Below are 17,354 nucleotides of genomic sequence, written 5' to 3'. Positions count from 1 at the left end.
ACGCGGCGGAGCGGGGGGCTCGAACCGGCGTCGGGGAGCGGGGGCTCGAACCGGCGTAGGGCTCGAACCGGCGTAGCGGCAGGGGAGAGGGAACGAGGGCGCGGCCGGGGTGGTCAGTCGCGCCAGGGCAGTTCGGCGGTGACCGTCGTCGGGCCGCCGGCCGGCGAGTCCACGACCAGCAGTCCGTCGACCGCGCCGAGCCGCTCCGCGAGCCCCGCGAGACCGCCGCCCGCCGCGCCCGCCGTGAGGTCGCCGCCGGGGCCGGTGGCGCCGCCCGTGCCGTTGTCGGCCACCTGCAGCATGATCCGGTTCTCCACCCGCCAGACGTCCACACTCGCCCGGGTGGCCCGCGCGTGCTTGCTGACGTTCTGCAGCAGCTCCGAGACCGTGAAGTACGCGATGCCCTCGATGGCGGCGGCCGGCCTGGCCGGCAGATCCACCTCCACCTGCACCGGCACCGTGCAGCGCGAGGCGACGGAGGAGAGCGCGGCGTCGAGACCGCGGTCCGTCAGAACGGCCGGGTGGATCCCGCGGGCCAGATCCCGCAGCTCCTGCAGGGCGATCTTGACCTCGCCGTGCGCCTCGTCGACCATCCGGGCCGCCGCCTCCGGGTCCGCCGTCAGCTTCTCCTTCGCCAGACCGAGGTCCATGGCGAGGGACACCAGCCGGGCCTGCGCGCCGTCGTGCAGATCCCGCTCGATACGGCGCAGATCGGCCGCCGCCGTGTCCACGACGACCCCGCGGTCCGACTCCAGCTCGGTGACCCGGGTGTCGAGCTGCGACGGGCCGAGCAGCCCGAGCACCATCATCCGGTCGACCCCGGCCAGCCCGCGGATCACCCAGGGGGTGGCGAGGACGAAGGCCAGACCGCTCAGGCTGGTCAGCGTGATCTCGAAGGGGCTGTCGAGATAGACGCTGTGCGTCGCGTCGCCGTACAGCTGGATGCCGCTCGTGTCCGAGTAGGCGGGGAACACCCACTGCCACAGCGGGTACGCGAGCATCGCCCAGGCGTACGTCCACAGCACCACCGACACACAGAACGCGAAGACGGCCCAGGGGAAGTGCAGCAGCGAGTAGAGCAGATGGCGCCAGGACGCCCCGCTCTTCAGCACGGCCCCCGCCCACGACATCAAGCCGCCGGTCCTGCCGCGTACCGGCGCGGGATCCGCGATGTCCACCCGCAGCAGAGCCCGCGCCCTGGCCCGCTCCATCGCCCCGAAGCCCCGGCACACGGCCAGGCCCACGGCGAGCAGCGGGATCCCGAGGAAGGTCACCAGCAGGCCCGCGCTCAGCGAGAACATCGTGATCCCGAAGACGAAGAGCACGATGCTGATCGGCAGCGAGAGCATCAGATACCCGAACTCGCGCCAGGTGCGGCCCTCGAACGGCGCACGCAGCACCGCCGGCACTCGGTGGTCCCGGGTTCTGATGCCGTGATCCGTGGCCATGGCGGTGTCCGTTTCTCTCGGTCGTCCGGTCGTCCGGTTGTTTCTCGCGCTGCTCTTCTTGAGCTGTTCTTCTCGCGCTGCTCTGTCCGGTGTCCATGCTTCCGTCCGCGGAGGCCCCGGACCATGAGGAAGGGCACCGTCTTCGACCGGGGGTTTTCCCCACCCCCGGCCTGTAGACGGTGCCCCTGCCGGGCCGCGGACGGGTCAGCCGCGGTCCCGCCAGGGCAGTTCCGCCGTCACCGTGGTCGGCCCGCCGACCGGCGAATCCAGTACGAAGAGGCCGTCGACCGCGCCCAGCCGGTCGGCGAGCCCCGCCATGCCCGTACCGCCGTCGAGCCGCGCCCCGCCGCGCCCGTCGTCCTCGACGCGGATCAGCAGCCGGTCGGCCGCGCGCCACACCTCCACCGAGGCGGAGCGCGCGCGGGCGTGCTTGCTGACGTTCTGCAGCAGCTCCGAGACCGTGAAGTACGCGATGCCCTCGATCGCCTCGGCCGGACGCTCGGTCAGATCGACATGGACCGTCACCGGCGCCGTGCACCGGGTGGCGATCGAGGAGAGCGCGGCGTCGAGCCCGCGGTCCGTCAGGACGGCCGGGTGGATCCCGCGGGCCAGATCCCGCAGCTCCTGCAGGGCCAGTTTGACCTCGCCGTGCGCCTCGCCGACCATCACGGCCGCCGCGTCCGGATCCTCCAGGAGCTTCTCCTTGGCCAGCCCCAGACCCATGGCCAGCGCCACCAGCCGGGCCTGCGCCCCGTCGTGCAGATCCCGCTCGATACGGCGCAGGTCCGCGGCCGCCGTGTCCACGACGACCCCGCGGTCCGACTCCAGCTCGGCGATCCGGCGCTCCAGCTCGTCGGACGGCGACAGCAGCCCGCGGACCATGGCCCGGTCGACGTTGGTCAGCCCGCGCGCGATGAACGGCAGCACCGGCCAGAGCACGAACAGACTGGGCAGCACGAGCGTGAAGGTCAGCACGCCCCACGGCAGCCGGATGAATCCGTACAGCATCGTCCGCCAGCCCACCGGGTCCCTCAGGCTCATCCACAGCCTGGTGAAGAAGCCGCCGCCGCTCTTCACGAACAGCGGGCTCGGCTCCTCCATCCGGACACCCAGCAGCTTCCGCGCCCTGGCCCGCTCCACCCGGCCGAGCTGCCGCGCCCCGAGCAGCCCCAGCGCGAGCAGGGGCAGACCCACCACGGTGACGGCCAGGCCGCCGCCCATGGCAATCATGAACAGGACGTAAACAAAGCCGACGATCGCGGCCGGCAGGTTCATCAGGAGATGGGCGATCTCCTTCCACGTGAACCGGTCGAACGCGAAGCGCGCGGGCGGCGGCCGGTCGGAGTCGAGCCGAGGGGAGTTGATCGCGGTCATGCGCCAAGAGTGCCGGGCCCCCGGAGCGGATGCCATGGGGCGGCTGGGTGGGATGAAGTAGGGATAACCCCACCATGCCCCACCGCGACCCCACCGCCACCTCGCCGTGCGGCGGGGCCGGTGCCGGGCGCCGGACCGGATCCGGCTGCTTACCGAGTCTTTATCAGGGCCTAGACTCCCGTGCGTACGGATCGTCGAACGTGGCGAGTGTGACGGACGAGGCGACGAAAAGGGCGCAGGGAGCGAGGGCGGGACGTGCCGGGAGGGACCGTTGCCGCGACGGACCAAGCGGTTCTCGCCGCGGGCCACACGGGCCGGCTGACTCAGACCGGTCACGTGGGGCACATGGCGCAGGTGGAGCACATCGCCCAGGCGGGTCACATGGCTCAGGCGGGTCACATGGCTCAGGCCGCGGGGCCGGGCTACACCGGGTACTTCCACATGTACGCGGTCGTCGGCGTCATCGCGGTCGTCGGTGTGCTCTTCGTCGCCGTGGCCTTCAGCGCCGGGCGCCTGCTGCGGCCCGTGGTCCCGACCCCGGAGAAGCTGCTGACGTACGAGTGCGGTGTCGACCCCGTCGGCGAGGGCTGGGCGCACACCCAGGTCCGCTACTACGTCTACGGCTTCCTCTACGTGATCTTCGCGGTGGACTCGATCTTCCTCTTCCCGTGGGCGACGGTCTTCGCGGCCGACGGATACGGGGCGGCGACGCTGGTGGAGATGTTCATCTTCCTCGGCTTCCTGGCCGTGGGACTGCTCTACGCATGGAAGAAGGGCGTCCTCGAATGGACGTGACGAACCCCGTCGATCTGCCGGACCCGCAGCTGCCGGACCCGCACGTGTCTGCTCCGCAGCCGCCGGAAGCCGCCGGCCCGCAACGGCTCGGTGTGCTCTCCCGGCTGGCCCCCGAACCCATGAAGGTGGTCCTCAACTGGGGCCGCCGCTACAGCCTGTGGGTCTTCAACTTCGGCCTCGCCTGCTGCGCCATCGAGTTCATCGCGGCCTCGATGGCCCGGCACGACTTCATCCGGCTCGGCGTGATCCCGTTCGCGCCCGGCCCCCGCCAGGCCGACCTGATGATCGTCTCCGGCACGGTCACGGACAAGATGGCCCCCGCGGTCAAGCGGCTGTACGAGCAGATGCCCGAGCCGAAGTACGTCATCTCCTTCGGCGCCTGCTCCAACTGCGGCGGCCCGTACTGGGACTCGTACTCGGTGACCAAGGGCGTCGACCAGATCATCCCCGTCGACGTATACGTACCCGGCTGCCCGCCGCGCCCCGAAGCACTCCTGCAGGGCATCCTGAAACTCCAGGAGAAGATCGCCAGGGAGTCGCTCGGCGAGCGCTACTCCGGTCCGTCGACCGCCCAGTTGACCAGCGGCCTCATCACCCCGCCGCCGGCGCCGGGAGCGGGACAGTGACGCATCCGTACGACCGGCTCCCCGAAGCCGTCACCGAACTCTTCGGTGAGGAAGCCACCGCGGCCCACAGCTACGACCTGCTCACCGTCGACGTACCCGCCGCCTCCTGGCTCACCGCCCTGGAGACCGCCAGGGACCGGCTCGGCTGCACCTACTTCGACTGGCTGAGCGCCGTCGACGAACCGGACACCGGCTTCCGGGTCTGCGCGCACGTCGTGGCGATCGAAGGCCGTACGGTACGCCGGCTGCTCGTACGCACCACGGTCCCGCACACCGCACCGGCCCTGCCGTCCGCCGTGGAGCTCTACGCGGGCGCGAGCTGGCACGAACGCGAGACGCACGAGATGTTCGGCGTCACCTTCACCGACCACCCGCACCTGGTGCCGCTCCTGCTCCCCGAGGGCTTCGAAGGGCACCCGCTGCGCAAGGACTTCGTCCTCGCGGCCCGTGTCGCGAAGGCATGGCCGGGAGCGAAGGAGCCGGGCGAGTCCTCGGCGGGGCACGGAGCGGGGGCCGGTGGTGCGAAGCGCCGCCAGATGCTGCCGCCCGGGGTACCCGACCCCAACGAGTGGGGCCCGCAGAAGGGCCGGCTGCCCCCGGCACCGGCCCGCCCGGCGCGCGGTGCACGGGCGGCGGGCGAGCGCCCGGCCCGGCGCGCGCGCAGCGTGAACGAGGGCTCAGCGAGCCAGACACCGGGCCAGGCCGAGGGGACACCTGCCGCCGAGGGGGCACCTGCCGCCGAGGGGGCACCCACCGGGAGCACTCCCACCGGGAGCACACCCGCCGGGAGTACGGCTACTGGGAGCACACCCGCCGGTCCTCGGCGCAGCCGCAGCGTGTCCGAGGGGTCAACATCCCAGCGGGCGGCCGACAGCGCGGCACCCCCGGCGGCCTCACCCGCCCCGGCGGGCAGCGACGACGCACCCTGGCGCAACGCCCGCCCCGCCTTCGAACAGCCACAGAAACCGCCCACCGGTGAGGGAACGGGCGAGGGAACGGGCGAGGGTGCAGACAACGCCCCGGCCCCCGCCCCCACCACCGAGCCGGAAACCGAAAAAGGCGCCGAGCCCGACACCGGCTCGGGGACCAGTACCGACACCGGCTCGGGCACCGGTCCCGATACCCCCGACGGAGGCGATACCGCGTGAACGACGTACTCGACGTCGCCATCCGGCTGGTCATCGTCTTTGTCGCCTTCCTCGTCCTCCCGCTGCTCGTGGGGCAGGCCGAGCACAAGGTCATGGCCCATATGCAGGGCCGCCTCGGCCCCATGTACGCGGGCGGATTCCACGGCTGGGCCCAGCTCGTCGCCGACGGAGTGAAGTTCGCGCAGAAGGAAGACGTCGTCCCGGCCGACGCCGACCGGCGGGTCTTCCAGCTCGCCCCCGCCGTCGCCCTGCTCCCGTACCTCCTCGTCCTGCTGGCCATTCCGATCGGGCCCGGCGAGGGCGCCGTCGGCCAGGTCGTCGACGCGGGGATCTTCTTCGTGCTGGCCGTGATGGGCGTCGGCGTGCTCGGCTCGCTCATGGCGGGCTGGGCATCGGCCAACAAGTTCTCGCTGCTCGGCGGACTCCGTACCGCCGCGCAACTCCTCGCCTACGAACTGCCGATGCTGCTCACCGCGGCCTCCGTCGCGATGGCGGCCGGCACGGTCTCGCTGCCCGGCATCCTGGACGCGTTCGCGTGGTGGTGGATCCCGTGGCAGATCGTCGGCGGCCTGGTCTTCTTCACGGCGGGACTGGCCGAACTCCAGCGCCCGCCCTTCGACATGCCCGTCGCCGACTCGGAGATCATCTTCGGCGCTTACACCGAGTACACGGGCCTGCGCTTCGCGCTCTTCCTGCTCGCCGAGTACGCGGGCATCGTGATCCTCTGCGGACTCACCGCTGTGCTCTTCCTCGGCGGCTGGCACGGCCCCTGGGGGAGCGACGGACTCGGCTGGGTCTGGATGCTCCTCAAGACGGGCGTCCTGGCCTTCGGTGTGATCTGGCTCCGTGTGACCTATCCGCGGCTCCGTGAGGACCAGCTCCAGAAGCTGGCCTGGACCGTACTCATCCCGCTCGCCCTCGCGCAGATCGCGCTCACCGGCATTGTGAAGGTGGCGATCAGCTGATGCCCCCCGTTCCCGGCTCGGGTCTGGCCAAGGGCCTGGCCGTGACGCTCCGCACCATGACCAGGAAGACGGTCACCGCGCAGTACCCGGACGTCCAGCCCGAACTCCCGCCCCGCTCCCGCGGTGTCATCGGGCTGTTCGAGGAGAACTGCACCGTCTGCATGCTCTGCGCCCGCGAGTGCCCCGACTGGTGCATCTACATCGACTCCCACAAGGAGACGCTCCCGGCCGCCGCGCCGGGCGGGCGCGAGCGCAGCCGCAATGTCCTCGACCGTTTCGCGATCGACTTCGCCCTCTGCATGTACTGCGGTATCTGCATCGAGGTGTGCCCGTTCGATGCGCTCTTCTGGTCACCTGAGTTCGAGTACGCGGAAACGGACATCCACGAACTCACCCACGAGCGCGACAAGCTCCGCGAGTGGATGTGGACGGTGCCCGCGCCGCCCGCGCTCGACCCGGCGGCCGAAGAGCCCAAGGAGGTCGCCGCCGCACGCAAGGCGGCGGACAAACTCGAAGCCGCCGAGCAGGCCGAGCAGGAACAGGCGGCCCAGCAGGGGCAGCCGGAGCAGCAGGAACGGCCGCCGGAGCAGCCGGAGCAGGAGGGGGAGGCGTGAGCCACGCAGCAGACTCGGTTGCCGTGGCAGCCGCCGCAGCCCACCCCGGGTTCCTGTCCCCGACCGGCGTCGAGATCGCGTTCCTCCTTGTAGGGATCGCCACCTTCGGCGCGGCGGTCATCACCGTCACCACCAAGCAGCTGGTGCACGCCGCGCTCTGGCTGATCGTGGCGCTCGGCGGTCTGGCCGTCGAATACCTGCTGCTGACGGCCGAGTTCATCGCCTGGGTGCAGGTGCTGATCTACGTCGGCTCCGTCGTCGTCCTCCTGCTCTTCGGGCTGATGCTCACCAAGGCTCCCATCGGCCGCTCCCCGGACGCCGATTCGGAGAACCGCTGGGTGGCACTCGCGGTGGCCGTCGCCGCGGCCGCCGCACTCGTCTGGGTGGTCGTCGACGCGTTCCGCACGACCTGGATCAACCTCCACGGCCCCGTCCAGGGCTCCACCAAGGTCTCCGGCCAGGTCCTCTTCCGTAACTGGGTACTGCCCTTCGAGGCGCTCTCCGTCCTCCTGCTGGCCGCCCTGGTCGGGGCGATCGTCCTGTCCCGCAGGAACAGCGCGGCAGCGAACAGCCCCGCCGGGACCAGCCCCGCCGGGACCAGCCCCGCCGGGACCAGCCCCGCCGGGACCAGCCCCACCGGGACCAGCCCCGCCGGGCAGAGCGGGGAGCAGCGCTGATGCACCTCGTCTATCCGGCCGTGCTCGCGGCCCTCCTCTTCTGCACCGGGCTGTACGGAGTCCTCGCCCGCCGCAACGTCATCCTGATCCTGATGTCCGTCGAGCTGATGCTCAACGCCGTCAACCTCAACCTCGTCGCCTTCGACGTCTGGCTGCGCGACAAGCTCCACTCCGGGCAGGCCCTGACCCTCTTCACGATCGCCATCGCCGCAGCTGAGATCGGTATCGGCCTGGCGATCGTCCTCGCTGTCCACCGGAACCGGGGTACGACGGACATCGACAAGCTCCGCGACACCGCCGAACCCCCGAACCCGGACGACGACCCGCACGACCCGCATGACGGGCACGACCTGGACAGCCAGGGCAACCCCGACGGACCCGACGGACCCGAAGACCGCGAGGAGAAGGCAGAGGCTGCCGCGTGACCACGACGACCCTCGCCGTCCTCGTTCCCCTCGTCCCCTTCATCGGGGCCGTGGCCGGACTCCTGCTCGGCCGTATCGCGCCCGGATTCGTCCGCCCGCTCGCCATCCTCCCGACACTCGTCGCGGCCGCACTGGCGATCACCGTGGCCGTCCGGCAGAGCGGCGGCCAGGCCATCGACGCGGCCACCCGGCTCACCCCCACCGGCTCCGTCCCCATCGACCTGTCCCTGCACATCGACGGCTTCGCCGCCCTCGTCGCCGTCCTGGTCGTGACCGTCGCCGCATGCGTGCAGATCTACTCGACCGCCTATCTGCGCGACGACCCGCGCTACCCCTCGTACGCGGCGATCGTCTCGCTCTTCACCGCCGCGATGCTGCTCGTCGTCTACTCCGGCGACCTGATGGTGCTGCTCGTCGGCTGGGAGGTCATGGGCATCTGCTCGTACTTCCTCGTCGGCCACTACTGGGAGACACCCGAGGCCCGCTCCGCCTCCCTCAAAGCCTTCCTGGTCACCAAACTCGGTGATGTCCCCTTCCTGATCGGCCTGTTCGCGCTCGCCACCGACGCCGGAACGTTCCGCATCACCGGCATCCTGCGCACCGTCTCCGACGGCGGACTCCACCACCCCACCCTCGTCGCGCTGCTGCTGCTCGCGGGCGTCGCCGGGAAGTCCGCGCAGTTCCCGCTGCACACCTGGCTGCCCGACGCGATGGCAGGCCCCACCCCCGTCTCCGCCCTGATCCACGCGGCCACCATGGTCGCCGCCGGGATCTACTTCGTGGCCCGGCTGCTGCCGGTCTTCGCGGCATCCGCGGCCGCCATGACCGTCCTCGCCGTCATGGCCGCCGTCACCATGATCGGATCGGCACTCGCCGCCCTCGCGCAGGACGACATCAAACGCGTCCTCGCCTACTCGACCATCGGGCAACTCGGCTATATGTCGGGCGCCCTGGCCGCCGGCGACCGCGGTGCCGCCGTCTTCCACCTCCTCTCGCACGGCGCGTTCAAAGCACTCCTCTTCCTCGGCGCCGGTGTCGTCATCCACGCCGCGGGCACCAACTCGCTGGCCGCGATGAGCCGTATGGACAACCTGCCGAAGCGCGTTCCCGACGCCTTCTGGACGATGACCATCGCCCTGCTCGCCCTCGCGGCGATCCCGCCCTTCGCCGGATTCTTCTCCAAGGAATCCGTCCTCGGCGCCGCGGAGAACACCGCCCTCGGCAACAGCGTCATCGCCCCCGCGGGCGCCGGCTGGACCGTGCTGATCGCAGGACTTGTCACCGCCCTGCTGACCGCCGCCTACGCCACCCGGCTCTGGCTCCTCGCCTTCCGCGGCAAGGGCAGCGAAGCCCCCGACCACGGCAAGCAGCCCCTCGCCATGAACGGTGTGCTCTGGCTCCTCGCCATCCCCACCATCGGCTTCGGTCTCACCGCGGGCCGCCTCACCGGCTGGTTCGACGGCAACAGCCTCACCCCGACCCTCACCACCTCCGTCCTCGGCACCGGTGTCGCCCTCGTCGGCGGCCTCGTCACCTACGGCACCTGGCGCCACACCACAGCCATGGCCCAACAGCCCCCCATCGGCGCCGTCACAGCCCACCCGGACGCGGACCCCGGCACCGTCGAGGCCGAGGCCATCGCGACCCACCGGTCGGTCTACGGCAGCATCGCCTCGGCCCCCGACCCGCTCGACCCCGGCAGGCTGCTCCTCGGCCCGCTCCACCGCCACGCGGTGACCGGCTTCCACCTGGACGCCCTCTACACCGCCGCGTTCGTACGCCCCGTGCTCGCCGCTGCCCAACTGGTCCGCTTCCTGGACCGCGAGGTCATCGACACCTACGTACGCGGTGCGAGCGCCCTGCCCCGTCTGCTGGGGGCCGCGTTCCGCCGGGCCCAGACCGGCAATCTGCAGACCTACCTCAGCGCCCTGCTCGCCGGATCCGTCGTCCTGGTGATCGCCGCCGTCGCCCTTGCCAACGCCTACGCCGGATCGTGAGCCGTGACCGATATCAGCGCATCCGTGATGCAGTTCCTCCTGGCGTTCATCATCGCCGCGCCGGTCATCGGTGCCGTCGCCGCGCTGCTGCCCGCACCGCCCGGGCTGCGGGGCAGGTCACCCCAGCAGGCCGTACTCCGCCACGGAGTGATCGTCACCGGCACCGTGCTCATCGCCGCGATCGTCCTCGCGCTCGGCTTCGACCGTGACCACCCGTCGACGATGCAGGCCACCACCGACATCAGCTGGATCCCGGCGCTCCACGTCCGCATCCACCTCGGCACCGACGGCATCTCGCTCCCCCTTCTCGTACTGACCGCGCTGCTGACCTTCCTCTGCGCGCTCTACTCCTGCTTCAAGCTCCCCCCGGGCCCGTCCCCCAAGGCGTTCGTCGCGCTCGTCCTCCTCCTCGAATCGGGGACGCTCGCCACCTTCGCCGCCCTCGACCTGGTGCTCTTCTTCCTGGCCTTCGAGATGGTCCTCATCCCGATGTACTTCCTCATCGCCCGCTGGGGCGGCGCCGAACGCACCGCCGCCGCCTGGAAGTTCATCCTCTACACCGTGCTCGGCTCCGTCGTCATGCTGCTCGGCCTCCTCCTCATCGGCGTGAAAAGCGGCACACTCGACATGGTGGCACTCGCCACTGACAACGGCCGCGGCCTCACCCACACCACCCAGGTCATCGCGGTCCTCGCCATCGCCGCCGGCCTCGCCGTGAAGACCCCGATGTGGCCCCTGCACAGCTGGCTCCCCGACGCCCACACCGCCGCACCCACCGCGGGCTCGGTGCTCCTCGCGGGAGTCATGCTCAAGATGGGCACGTACGGATTCGTCCGCATCGCCCTGCCCATCGCCCCCGAGGGCATGCACACCTTCGCCCCCTACCTCGCGGCCTTCGCCGTCGCCGGCATCATCTACGGATCGCTCGCCTGCCTCTCGCTGGTCCGGCGCGGCAACAGGGGCGACCTCAAGCGGCTCATCGCCTACTCGTCCGTCGGCCACATGGGCTTCGTACTCCTCGGCATCGCGTCGATGACCCCCACCGGTGTCAACGGCGCGCTCTTCGCCAACATCGCCCACGGCCTCATCACCGGACTGCTCTTCTTCCTCGTCGGCGCGCTGAAGGACCGGTACGGCACCGCCGACCTCGACACGCTCGCCGGAGCCACCGGCGCAGCGCTCTACGGCCGCGCCCCCCGGCTCGGCGGCCTCGTCGCCTTCGCCGCGGTCGCCTCGCTCGGCCTGCCGGGGCTGGCCGGGTTCTGGGGCGAGATGCTCACCATGTTCGGCGCCTTCGACCCGGCCCGGGGACTCAGCCGCCCCGCCTTCCTCACCTTCATGTCGCTCGCCGCCCTCGGCACGCTGCTCACGGCCGCGTACCTCCTCCTCGTCGTACGCCGCGTCTGCATGGGCAGCACACCGCAGACGACACCCGAGGCGCACGCGTCACCCGGGGCACGTAAGACGCACGAATCACCCAAGTCACGTGAGGCGCACGCGGCACCCGAAGCGCCCGAGTCACCCGCGCCCCCGCAGACACCGGAAGCACCCCGCGCCCCCGCCCCCGCGACCGCCACAGGCATCCAGGACGTCCAGGACCTCCAGGGTTACGAGCTGGCCACCTGGAGCCCGCTCGTCGTCCTCACCGTCCTCGCCGGCCTGTGGCCCGCCGCCCTCCTCGGCCTCACCGACCCGGCCGTGCAGAAGCTCCTCGCAGGAGGCAAGGCATGAGCTCCCTCGTCCAGTCCGTCGACTGGCTCGCGATCGCGCCGCCCGTCATCGTCGCCGCGACCGCGCTGATCGTCCTTGTCGCCGACCTCTTCGTGCCCGACCACCGCAAGCAGCTCATCGGCTGGGGCGCCGTCGCCGGACTCGCCGCCGCCGTCCTCATGCTCCTGCCGCTGCGCCACGGCAACCGCTCCACCTTCTGCCTCACCACCGACCACGGGGCCTGCAGCTACACCGCGGACCACTTCACCCTCGCCATCCAGCTGCTCGTACTCGGCGGCGCCCTGCTCACCGCGCTGCTCTCGATGAGCGAGACCGGCGGCGACCGGCTCCCCGCGGGCGAGTACTGGTTCCTGCTCCTGGCCTCCGCCTCCGGAGCCACGCTGCTGCCCGCCTCACGGGACCTCGCCACCCTCGTCGTCGCCCTCGAAGTGGCCTCGCTGCCCGCCTTCGCCCTCGTCGGCCTCAAGCGCGGCAACCGCCTCTCCTCCGAAGCGGCCCTCAAGTTCTTCCTCTCCTCGGTCACCGCGACCGCCGTCACCCTGCTCGGCGTCAGCTTCGTCTACGCGGCCACCGGCACCCTGCATCTCGGCCGCATCGCCACCGCCCAGGTCGACCCGCAGCTCAACACCCTCGCCGAGGCCGGAGTCGTCCTCACCCTCGTCGGCTTCGCGTTCAAGACGGCCGCCGCGCCCTTCCACTTCTGGGTCCCCGACACCTACACCGGCGCGCCCCTGCCCATCGCCGCCTACCTCTCCGTCATCGGCAAGGCCGTCGGCTTCTCCGGGCTGATCCTCGTGACCGTCGTCGCCTTCCCCGGGTACTCCGACATCTGGGGCCCGGCCATCGCCGTACTCGCCGCGCTCACCATGACCGTCGGCAACACGGCAGCCCTGCGCCAGCGGGCCACCCGCGCCCACAGCGCCGTACGGCTGCTGGCCTGGTCCTCCATCGGCCAGGCCGGGTACCTCCTGGTGCCGATCGCCGCAGCCGGATACACCTCGGACCGCGAGATCGGCTCGACCGTCGCGTACGCCCTCATGTACGCCGTCGTGAACCTCGGCGCATTCGCCACCGTGGCCCTCGTCGCCCGCTCCCGCCCAGGCAGCCGCCTCACCGACCACCGCGGGCTCTACGCCAGGCGGCCGCTCACCGCCCTCGCGCTCGCCTTCTTCCTGCTCTGCCTGGCCGGGCTGCCCCCGGGGATCATCGGCCTGTTCGCCAAAGTCACCGTCTTCCAGAGCGCGGTCGACGCGGGCCTCGGCTGGCTGGCCGCCGTCATGGCCGTCAACGTCGCCATCGCCCTGTACTACTACCTCCGCTGGACAGCTGTGCTGTTCCGCACACCCCAGGAAACGGCCGCGGCCGCCACCCCCGCGGCCGCCACCGGATCCACGACCGGCGAAACCCGCACAGGGCCCCGCATTCCCGTCCCGCTCACCCTCACCATCGCCCTCGCCGCCGCCGCGGGAGCCGTGCTCTCCGTCGCCCCCCAGCTGGTCCTGCACTTCGCGTCCGGCAGCCTCTTCTGAGTTTTGCTACGGTCTTCCGCCGGGCGCACACCACGGACGGCGCCCCGGCGCACACTCCGGGGCACAGGCACCACGCCGGAGAACAGCGCCGGAGAACAGCGCCGGAGAGCCACCGCCCCACGGCCCGCCCAGGAGCTGTACGCAGGGACCACCGAACAAGGAGCAAGCAGTGCTGAGCGGGTTCAAAGACTTCATCCTCCGCGGGAACGTCATCTCACTGGCCATCGGCCTCGCCGTGGGGTCCGCCTTCACGGCAGTCGTCACCGCACTCAGCAGCGCCTTCATCACCCCCCTCATCGGCCTCGCCACCAGCTCCGCCATGGGCGACTTCAGCAAGGCCGAGTTCACCGTCGACGGCGCGCACTTCCGCTACGGCCTCCTCATCAACGCCGGCGTCGCCTTCCTCGTGACCGCCGCGGTCCTCTACTTCTGCGTCGTCGTCCCGCTGGCCAAGATCCAGGACCGCTTCACCGCCGACAAGCCCGTCGACATCAAGGCGGCCCTGCGCGACTGCCCGTACTGCTACACCGAGATCCCGGCGATCGCCTCCCGCTGCGCCCACTGCACCAGCCAGATCGAGCCCGTACCCGAGGCCCTGGAACTGGCGAAGGTCCCCGCACAGGGCTGACCCACCCGTACGGCGCACACCACGGGCCGCGCGCACAAGGGAACTAGCCTCCCTCGCCTGGCGTTGACCAGTGAGGGAGGGTCCACTGGACAGTGGACTGAGGACAGTGGACTGACTCACTGAGCGAAGGTTCCCCTGCCGCACGATTTGGAGGGCGTACCGTGCACCGCCGGCACAACGGGCTGAGGACCGCCGTCCTCCTCGGGGGGCTGTCAGCCCTCCTCATCGTCATCGGCAGCTTCTTCGGCCGTACGGGCCTGATCGTCGCGCTCGTCGTCGCCCTCGGCACCAACGCGTACGCCTACTGGAACAGCGACAAGCTCGCCCTGCGCGCCATGCGGGCCAGGCCCGTCAGCGAATTCGAGGCCCCGGCGCTCTACCGCATCGTCCGCGAGCTCTCCACCGCGGCCCGCCAGCCCATGCCCCGGCTCTACATCTCGCCGACCCAGGCGCCGAACGCTTTCGCCACCGGGCGCAACCCGCGCAACGCCGCGGTCTGCTGCACCGAAGGCATCCTCCAGATCCTCGACGAACGCGAACTGCGCGGGGTCCTCGGCCATGAGCTCAGCCATGTCTACAACCGCGACATCCTGATCTCATCCGTCGCCGGCGCCCTGGCCTCCGTCGTCATGTTCCTCGTCAACTTCGCCTGGCTCATCCCCGTGGGCCGCTCCGACGACGACGAGGGCCCCGGCCTCATCGGTATGCTGCTGATCATGATCCTGGGCCCGCTGGCCGCGTCCCTCATCCAACTGGCCGTCAGCCGCTCACGCGAGTACGAGGCCGACGCGTCGGGCGCCCAGCTCACCGGCGACCCGCTCGCCCTCGCAGGCGCGCTGCGCAAGCTCGACGCCGGTACGAAGCAGCTGCCGCTGCCGCCCGAGCCCCGGATCGAGACCGCGAGCCACATGATGATCGCGAACCCTTTCCGTCCCGGCCAGGGACTGTCCAAGATGTTCTCCACACACCCGCCCATGGCGGAGCGCATCACCCGACTCGAACAGATGGCAGGCCCCCGCTCATGAAGACCATCCTCAACGTCATCTGGCTCATCCTCTGCGGCTTCTGGATGTTCCTCGGCTACGTTCTCGCGGGCGCGCTGCTCTGCATCACCATCATCGGCATCCCCTTCGGGATCGCCGCGTTCCGTATCGGTGTCTACGCGCTCTGGCCCTTCGGCTACATGGCGGTGGACCGCTCCGACGCCGGAGCCCCCTCCTGCGTGGGCAACGTCCTGTGGCTGGTCCTCGCCGGCTGGTGGCTCGCACTCGGCCACATCTTCACCGGCATCGCCCTGTGCGTCACGATCATCGGCATCCCCCTCGGCATCGCGAACTTCAAGCTGATCCCGGTGTCCCTGATGCCCCTGGGCAAGGAGATCGTCCCGACGGACCAGCCCTTCGCGGCCCGCTGAGCCTGAAGCCGAGCCGCCCGCCGATCCGCACGGGACAACCGCTCGCCACCGCCCGCATCTCACCACCCACGCGGACCGGTCACCACCACGACCAGCTACGCAACCAGCCAAGCCGCCTCGGCGTCCCTGTTTAAGACACCGAACGTAAGGCAGGCTCTGCTCATGGGAATTATCAGTTGGATCATCCTCGGACTGCTCGCAGGGACCATCGCCAAGATCCTGCTCCCCGGCCGTGACCCCGGGGGCATCGTCGGCACCATCCTCATAGGAATCGTGGGAGCCTTCGTCGGCGGATGGGGCGCCTCCCACTTCTTCCACCACCCGGTGTCGAAGCACTTCTACGACGGCGCGACCTGGATCTCCGCCATCGCGGGCGCCCTGGTCCTGCTGATCGTCTACCGGCTGCTCTTCGGCAACTCCAGGTCACGCCGCTGACCGCGCACGCCAGCCGTCAGCGCTGATCATCCGCGGCCCGCCGGCCGGCCCCGAGCCCCGTCTCGCGCAGCGTGATGTTCAACCGCCCGCCCAGCAGCCCCACCGCCGGATCAGCCGTCTCCGGAAGGACCTTCGGGACACCGTGGTACGCGAACCGCGAAGGTCCTCCGAAGACAAACAGATCCCCCGACGCCAGCCGCACATCGGTAGAGGGCCGCCCCCGCCCCTCCGGGTTCCCGAAGCGGAAGACGCACGTATCACCGAGGCTCAGTGACACCACCGGAGCAGCGCACCGCTCCTCCTTGTCCTGGTGCATCCCCATCCGCGCGTCACCGTCGTAGAAGTTCACCAGCGCCGCATCGGGCGCGTACACCGCGCCGGCGCCCCCGTCCCCGGAACCCCCGTCGCCCCCGTACGCCTCCGTCACCGCCGAGCGCCCCAACTCCGCCAGCCAGCCGGGGAATTCCGCCACCCGCGCGCCATTCACATCGTCCGCGGTACGCGCATACCGGTACGGCTGCCAGTGCCACCCCAGACACACCGTCCGTACGGACATCACGCCACCGCCCGGCAACCGCGTGTGCCGCAGCGGCACAGGCCCCCGCGCCCACTCCCGGCACGCGGCGACCAGCTCCCGCTGGCGCTCCACCGACAGCCACTCCGGCACATGGACGGCTCCGGGCGCGACCTCCACCCGGTCCCGCGGAAACAGCCCGGTCATACGGCCGCACCCGCCCCGTGGCCCCGGCACCCACCGTGCGCCGTCACGATGCCGGCGCCCCCTCAAGACCCAGCAGCCACTGCTTGCGCTCCAGCCCGCCCGCGTAACCGCGCAGCGCCCCGTCGGCCCCGATCACCCGGTGACACGGCCGTACGACCAGCAGGGGATTACGCCCGATCGCGGTACCCACGGCGCGCACTCCGGCGCCCGACAGTCCGATGCGCCCCGCGAGCTCCCCGTACGAGACGGTGCTGCCGTACGGGAGGCTGTCCAGCTCGGCCCACACCCGCTGCTGGAAGTCGGTTCCACCTCTCGCGTAGTCGATCTCGATCCGGGTCGACTCACCGGCGAAATAGGCCCGCAGCTGCTCGGTGATCCAGGCGAACGCAGCCGGATCCCGGCGCCACCCCGCCCCGGCGGCGTCCTCGACGGTCACCCCGCCCTTCTGGCCCGGCACCGACAGCGAGACCAGCGCCACACCGCCCCGCGCCTCCGCCGATTCCTCACCCACCAGCAGCAGCTCACCGAGCGGGCTGCCAGCCGTTGCCCAGACCGTTGCGCAGACCGTCATCGGTCGCTCCCTTCCTCGCAGCGCCCCGACGGCCGTTCCACCGGGACACCTACGAGTCTGCGGCACCCGAACCGTCCGGACCGGCGGATTTCGGACGCCACATGCCGCGTCACATGCCACGCCACACGCCATGTCGGACGCCGCGCCACACGCCACGCACGCGCATCCCTTGAAGAGCCCCGGCGTTCGGCGTTCTGCCTGCACCTCACAGAGGTACCTTCACCAGGGCGCTGGTTGGGCCGGGCGCAGCATCGCA

General features: G+C 70.9%; 18 protein-coding genes. 14 read left to right on the top strand and 4 right to left on the bottom strand.

Going from position 1 to position 17,354, the window contains the following annotated elements; genetic code table 11:
• Positions 1-113: 113 nt before the first annotated feature.
• Positions 114-1,448 carry a sensor histidine kinase gene (locus OG510_RS15030; RefSeq protein WP_406137298.1) on the bottom strand — a complete coding sequence of 445 codons (1,335 nt, stop codon included), beginning with the start codon at positions 1,446-1,448 and terminating at the stop codon, positions 114-116.
• Positions 1,449-1,652: 204 nt separating this feature from the next.
• A complete protein-coding gene (locus OG510_RS15025) occupies positions 1,653-2,822 on the bottom strand; it encodes a sensor histidine kinase (protein WP_406137297.1) in 1,170 nt (389 codons plus the stop codon).
• A gap of 399 nt (positions 2,823-3,221) precedes the next feature.
• Here OG510_RS15025 and OG510_RS15020 point away from each other — a divergent pair, with 399 nt between their 5' ends.
• The 14 genes from OG510_RS15020 (at position 3,222) to OG510_RS14955 (ending at position 15,806) form a co-directional block, all read left to right on the top strand.
• On the top strand, positions 3,222-3,617 hold the full coding sequence (locus tag OG510_RS15020; protein WP_406142401.1) for an NADH-quinone oxidoreductase subunit A: 396 nt from the start codon (positions 3,222-3,224) through the stop codon (positions 3,615-3,617).
• A complete protein-coding gene (locus OG510_RS15015; protein WP_406137296.1) occupies positions 3,608-4,243 on the top strand; it encodes an NADH-quinone oxidoreductase subunit B in 636 nt (211 codons plus the stop codon). The genes OG510_RS15020 and OG510_RS15015 overlap by 10 nt, the downstream gene beginning before the upstream one ends.
• Complete coding sequence (locus OG510_RS15010) at positions 4,240-5,391, top strand: NADH-quinone oxidoreductase subunit C (RefSeq protein ID WP_406137294.1); 1,152 nt, start codon at positions 4,240-4,242, stop codon at positions 5,389-5,391. The genes OG510_RS15015 and OG510_RS15010 overlap by 4 nt, the downstream gene beginning before the upstream one ends.
• Positions 5,388-6,356 carry an NADH-quinone oxidoreductase subunit H gene (locus OG510_RS15005; protein ID WP_406137293.1) on the top strand — a complete coding sequence of 323 codons (969 nt, stop codon included), beginning with the start codon at positions 5,388-5,390 and terminating at the stop codon, positions 6,354-6,356. Before OG510_RS15010 ends, OG510_RS15005 begins: the two co-directional genes overlap by 4 nt.
• Positions 6,356-6,970, top strand: a complete 615-nt coding sequence (locus OG510_RS15000) for a NuoI/complex I 23 kDa subunit family protein (protein ID WP_406137291.1) — start codon at positions 6,356-6,358, stop codon at positions 6,968-6,970. Before OG510_RS15005 ends, OG510_RS15000 begins: the two co-directional genes overlap by 1 nt.
• On the top strand, positions 6,967-7,647 hold the full coding sequence (locus OG510_RS14995; protein WP_406137290.1) for an NADH-quinone oxidoreductase subunit J: 681 nt from the start codon (positions 6,967-6,969) through the stop codon (positions 7,645-7,647). Before OG510_RS15000 ends, OG510_RS14995 begins: the two co-directional genes overlap by 4 nt.
• On the top strand, positions 7,647-8,072 hold the full coding sequence (nuoK, locus tag OG510_RS14990) for an NADH-quinone oxidoreductase subunit NuoK (protein WP_406137289.1): 426 nt from the start codon (positions 7,647-7,649) through the stop codon (positions 8,070-8,072). Before OG510_RS14995 ends, nuoK begins: the two co-directional genes overlap by 1 nt.
• Positions 8,069-10,069 carry an NADH-quinone oxidoreductase subunit L gene (locus OG510_RS14985; protein ID WP_406137287.1) on the top strand — a complete coding sequence of 667 codons (2,001 nt, stop codon included), beginning with the start codon at positions 8,069-8,071 and terminating at the stop codon, positions 10,067-10,069. Before nuoK ends, OG510_RS14985 begins: the two co-directional genes overlap by 4 nt.
• 27 nt (positions 10,070-10,096) lie before the next feature.
• Positions 10,097-11,800 carry a NuoM family protein gene (locus tag OG510_RS14980; RefSeq protein WP_406142400.1) on the top strand — a complete coding sequence of 568 codons (1,704 nt, stop codon included), beginning with the start codon at positions 10,097-10,099 and terminating at the stop codon, positions 11,798-11,800.
• Entirely contained in the window at positions 11,797-13,329 is a 1,533-nt protein-coding gene (locus OG510_RS14975; protein ID WP_406137286.1) for an NADH-quinone oxidoreductase subunit N, read from the top strand. The genes OG510_RS14980 and OG510_RS14975 overlap by 4 nt, the downstream gene beginning before the upstream one ends.
• 169 nt (positions 13,330-13,498) lie before the next feature.
• On the top strand, positions 13,499-13,957 hold the full coding sequence (locus OG510_RS14970; RefSeq protein ID WP_406137284.1) for an MscL family protein: 459 nt from the start codon (positions 13,499-13,501) through the stop codon (positions 13,955-13,957).
• A 161-nt stretch (positions 13,958-14,118) separates the two neighbouring features.
• Entirely contained in the window at positions 14,119-14,982 is an 864-nt protein-coding gene (gene htpX / locus OG510_RS14965; RefSeq protein WP_164266180.1) for a zinc metalloprotease HtpX, read from the top strand.
• On the top strand, positions 14,979-15,371 hold the full coding sequence (locus OG510_RS14960; RefSeq protein WP_406137282.1) for a YccF domain-containing protein: 393 nt from the start codon (positions 14,979-14,981) through the stop codon (positions 15,369-15,371). The genes htpX and OG510_RS14960 overlap by 4 nt, the downstream gene beginning before the upstream one ends.
• Before the next feature lie 162 nt (positions 15,372-15,533).
• Positions 15,534-15,806: a GlsB/YeaQ/YmgE family stress response membrane protein gene (locus OG510_RS14955; RefSeq protein WP_406137281.1), complete on the top strand. Its 273-nt coding sequence runs from the start codon at positions 15,534-15,536 to the stop codon at positions 15,804-15,806.
• A 16-nt stretch (positions 15,807-15,822) separates the two neighbouring features.
• Here the strand turns inward: OG510_RS14955 and OG510_RS14950 are convergent, their stop codons facing one another.
• Positions 15,823-16,527 (bottom strand): alpha-ketoglutarate-dependent dioxygenase AlkB family protein, encoded by a 705-nt coding sequence (locus OG510_RS14950; protein ID WP_406137280.1) that lies wholly within the window; start codon positions 16,525-16,527, stop codon positions 15,823-15,825.
• A gap of 43 nt (positions 16,528-16,570) precedes the next feature.
• Entirely contained in the window at positions 16,571-17,098 is a 528-nt protein-coding gene (locus tag OG510_RS14945; RefSeq protein WP_406137278.1) for a methylated-DNA--[protein]-cysteine S-methyltransferase, read from the bottom strand.
• Between the last annotated feature and the right edge of the window lie 256 nt (positions 17,099-17,354).

The sequence above is a fragment of the Streptomyces sp. NBC_01089 genome, from assembly GCF_045162975.1.
In the GTDB taxonomy this organism is placed as follows: Bacteria; Actinomycetota; Actinomycetes; order Streptomycetales; family Streptomycetaceae; genus Streptomyces.
This window is presented reverse-complemented; position numbering and strand designations above follow the sequence as displayed.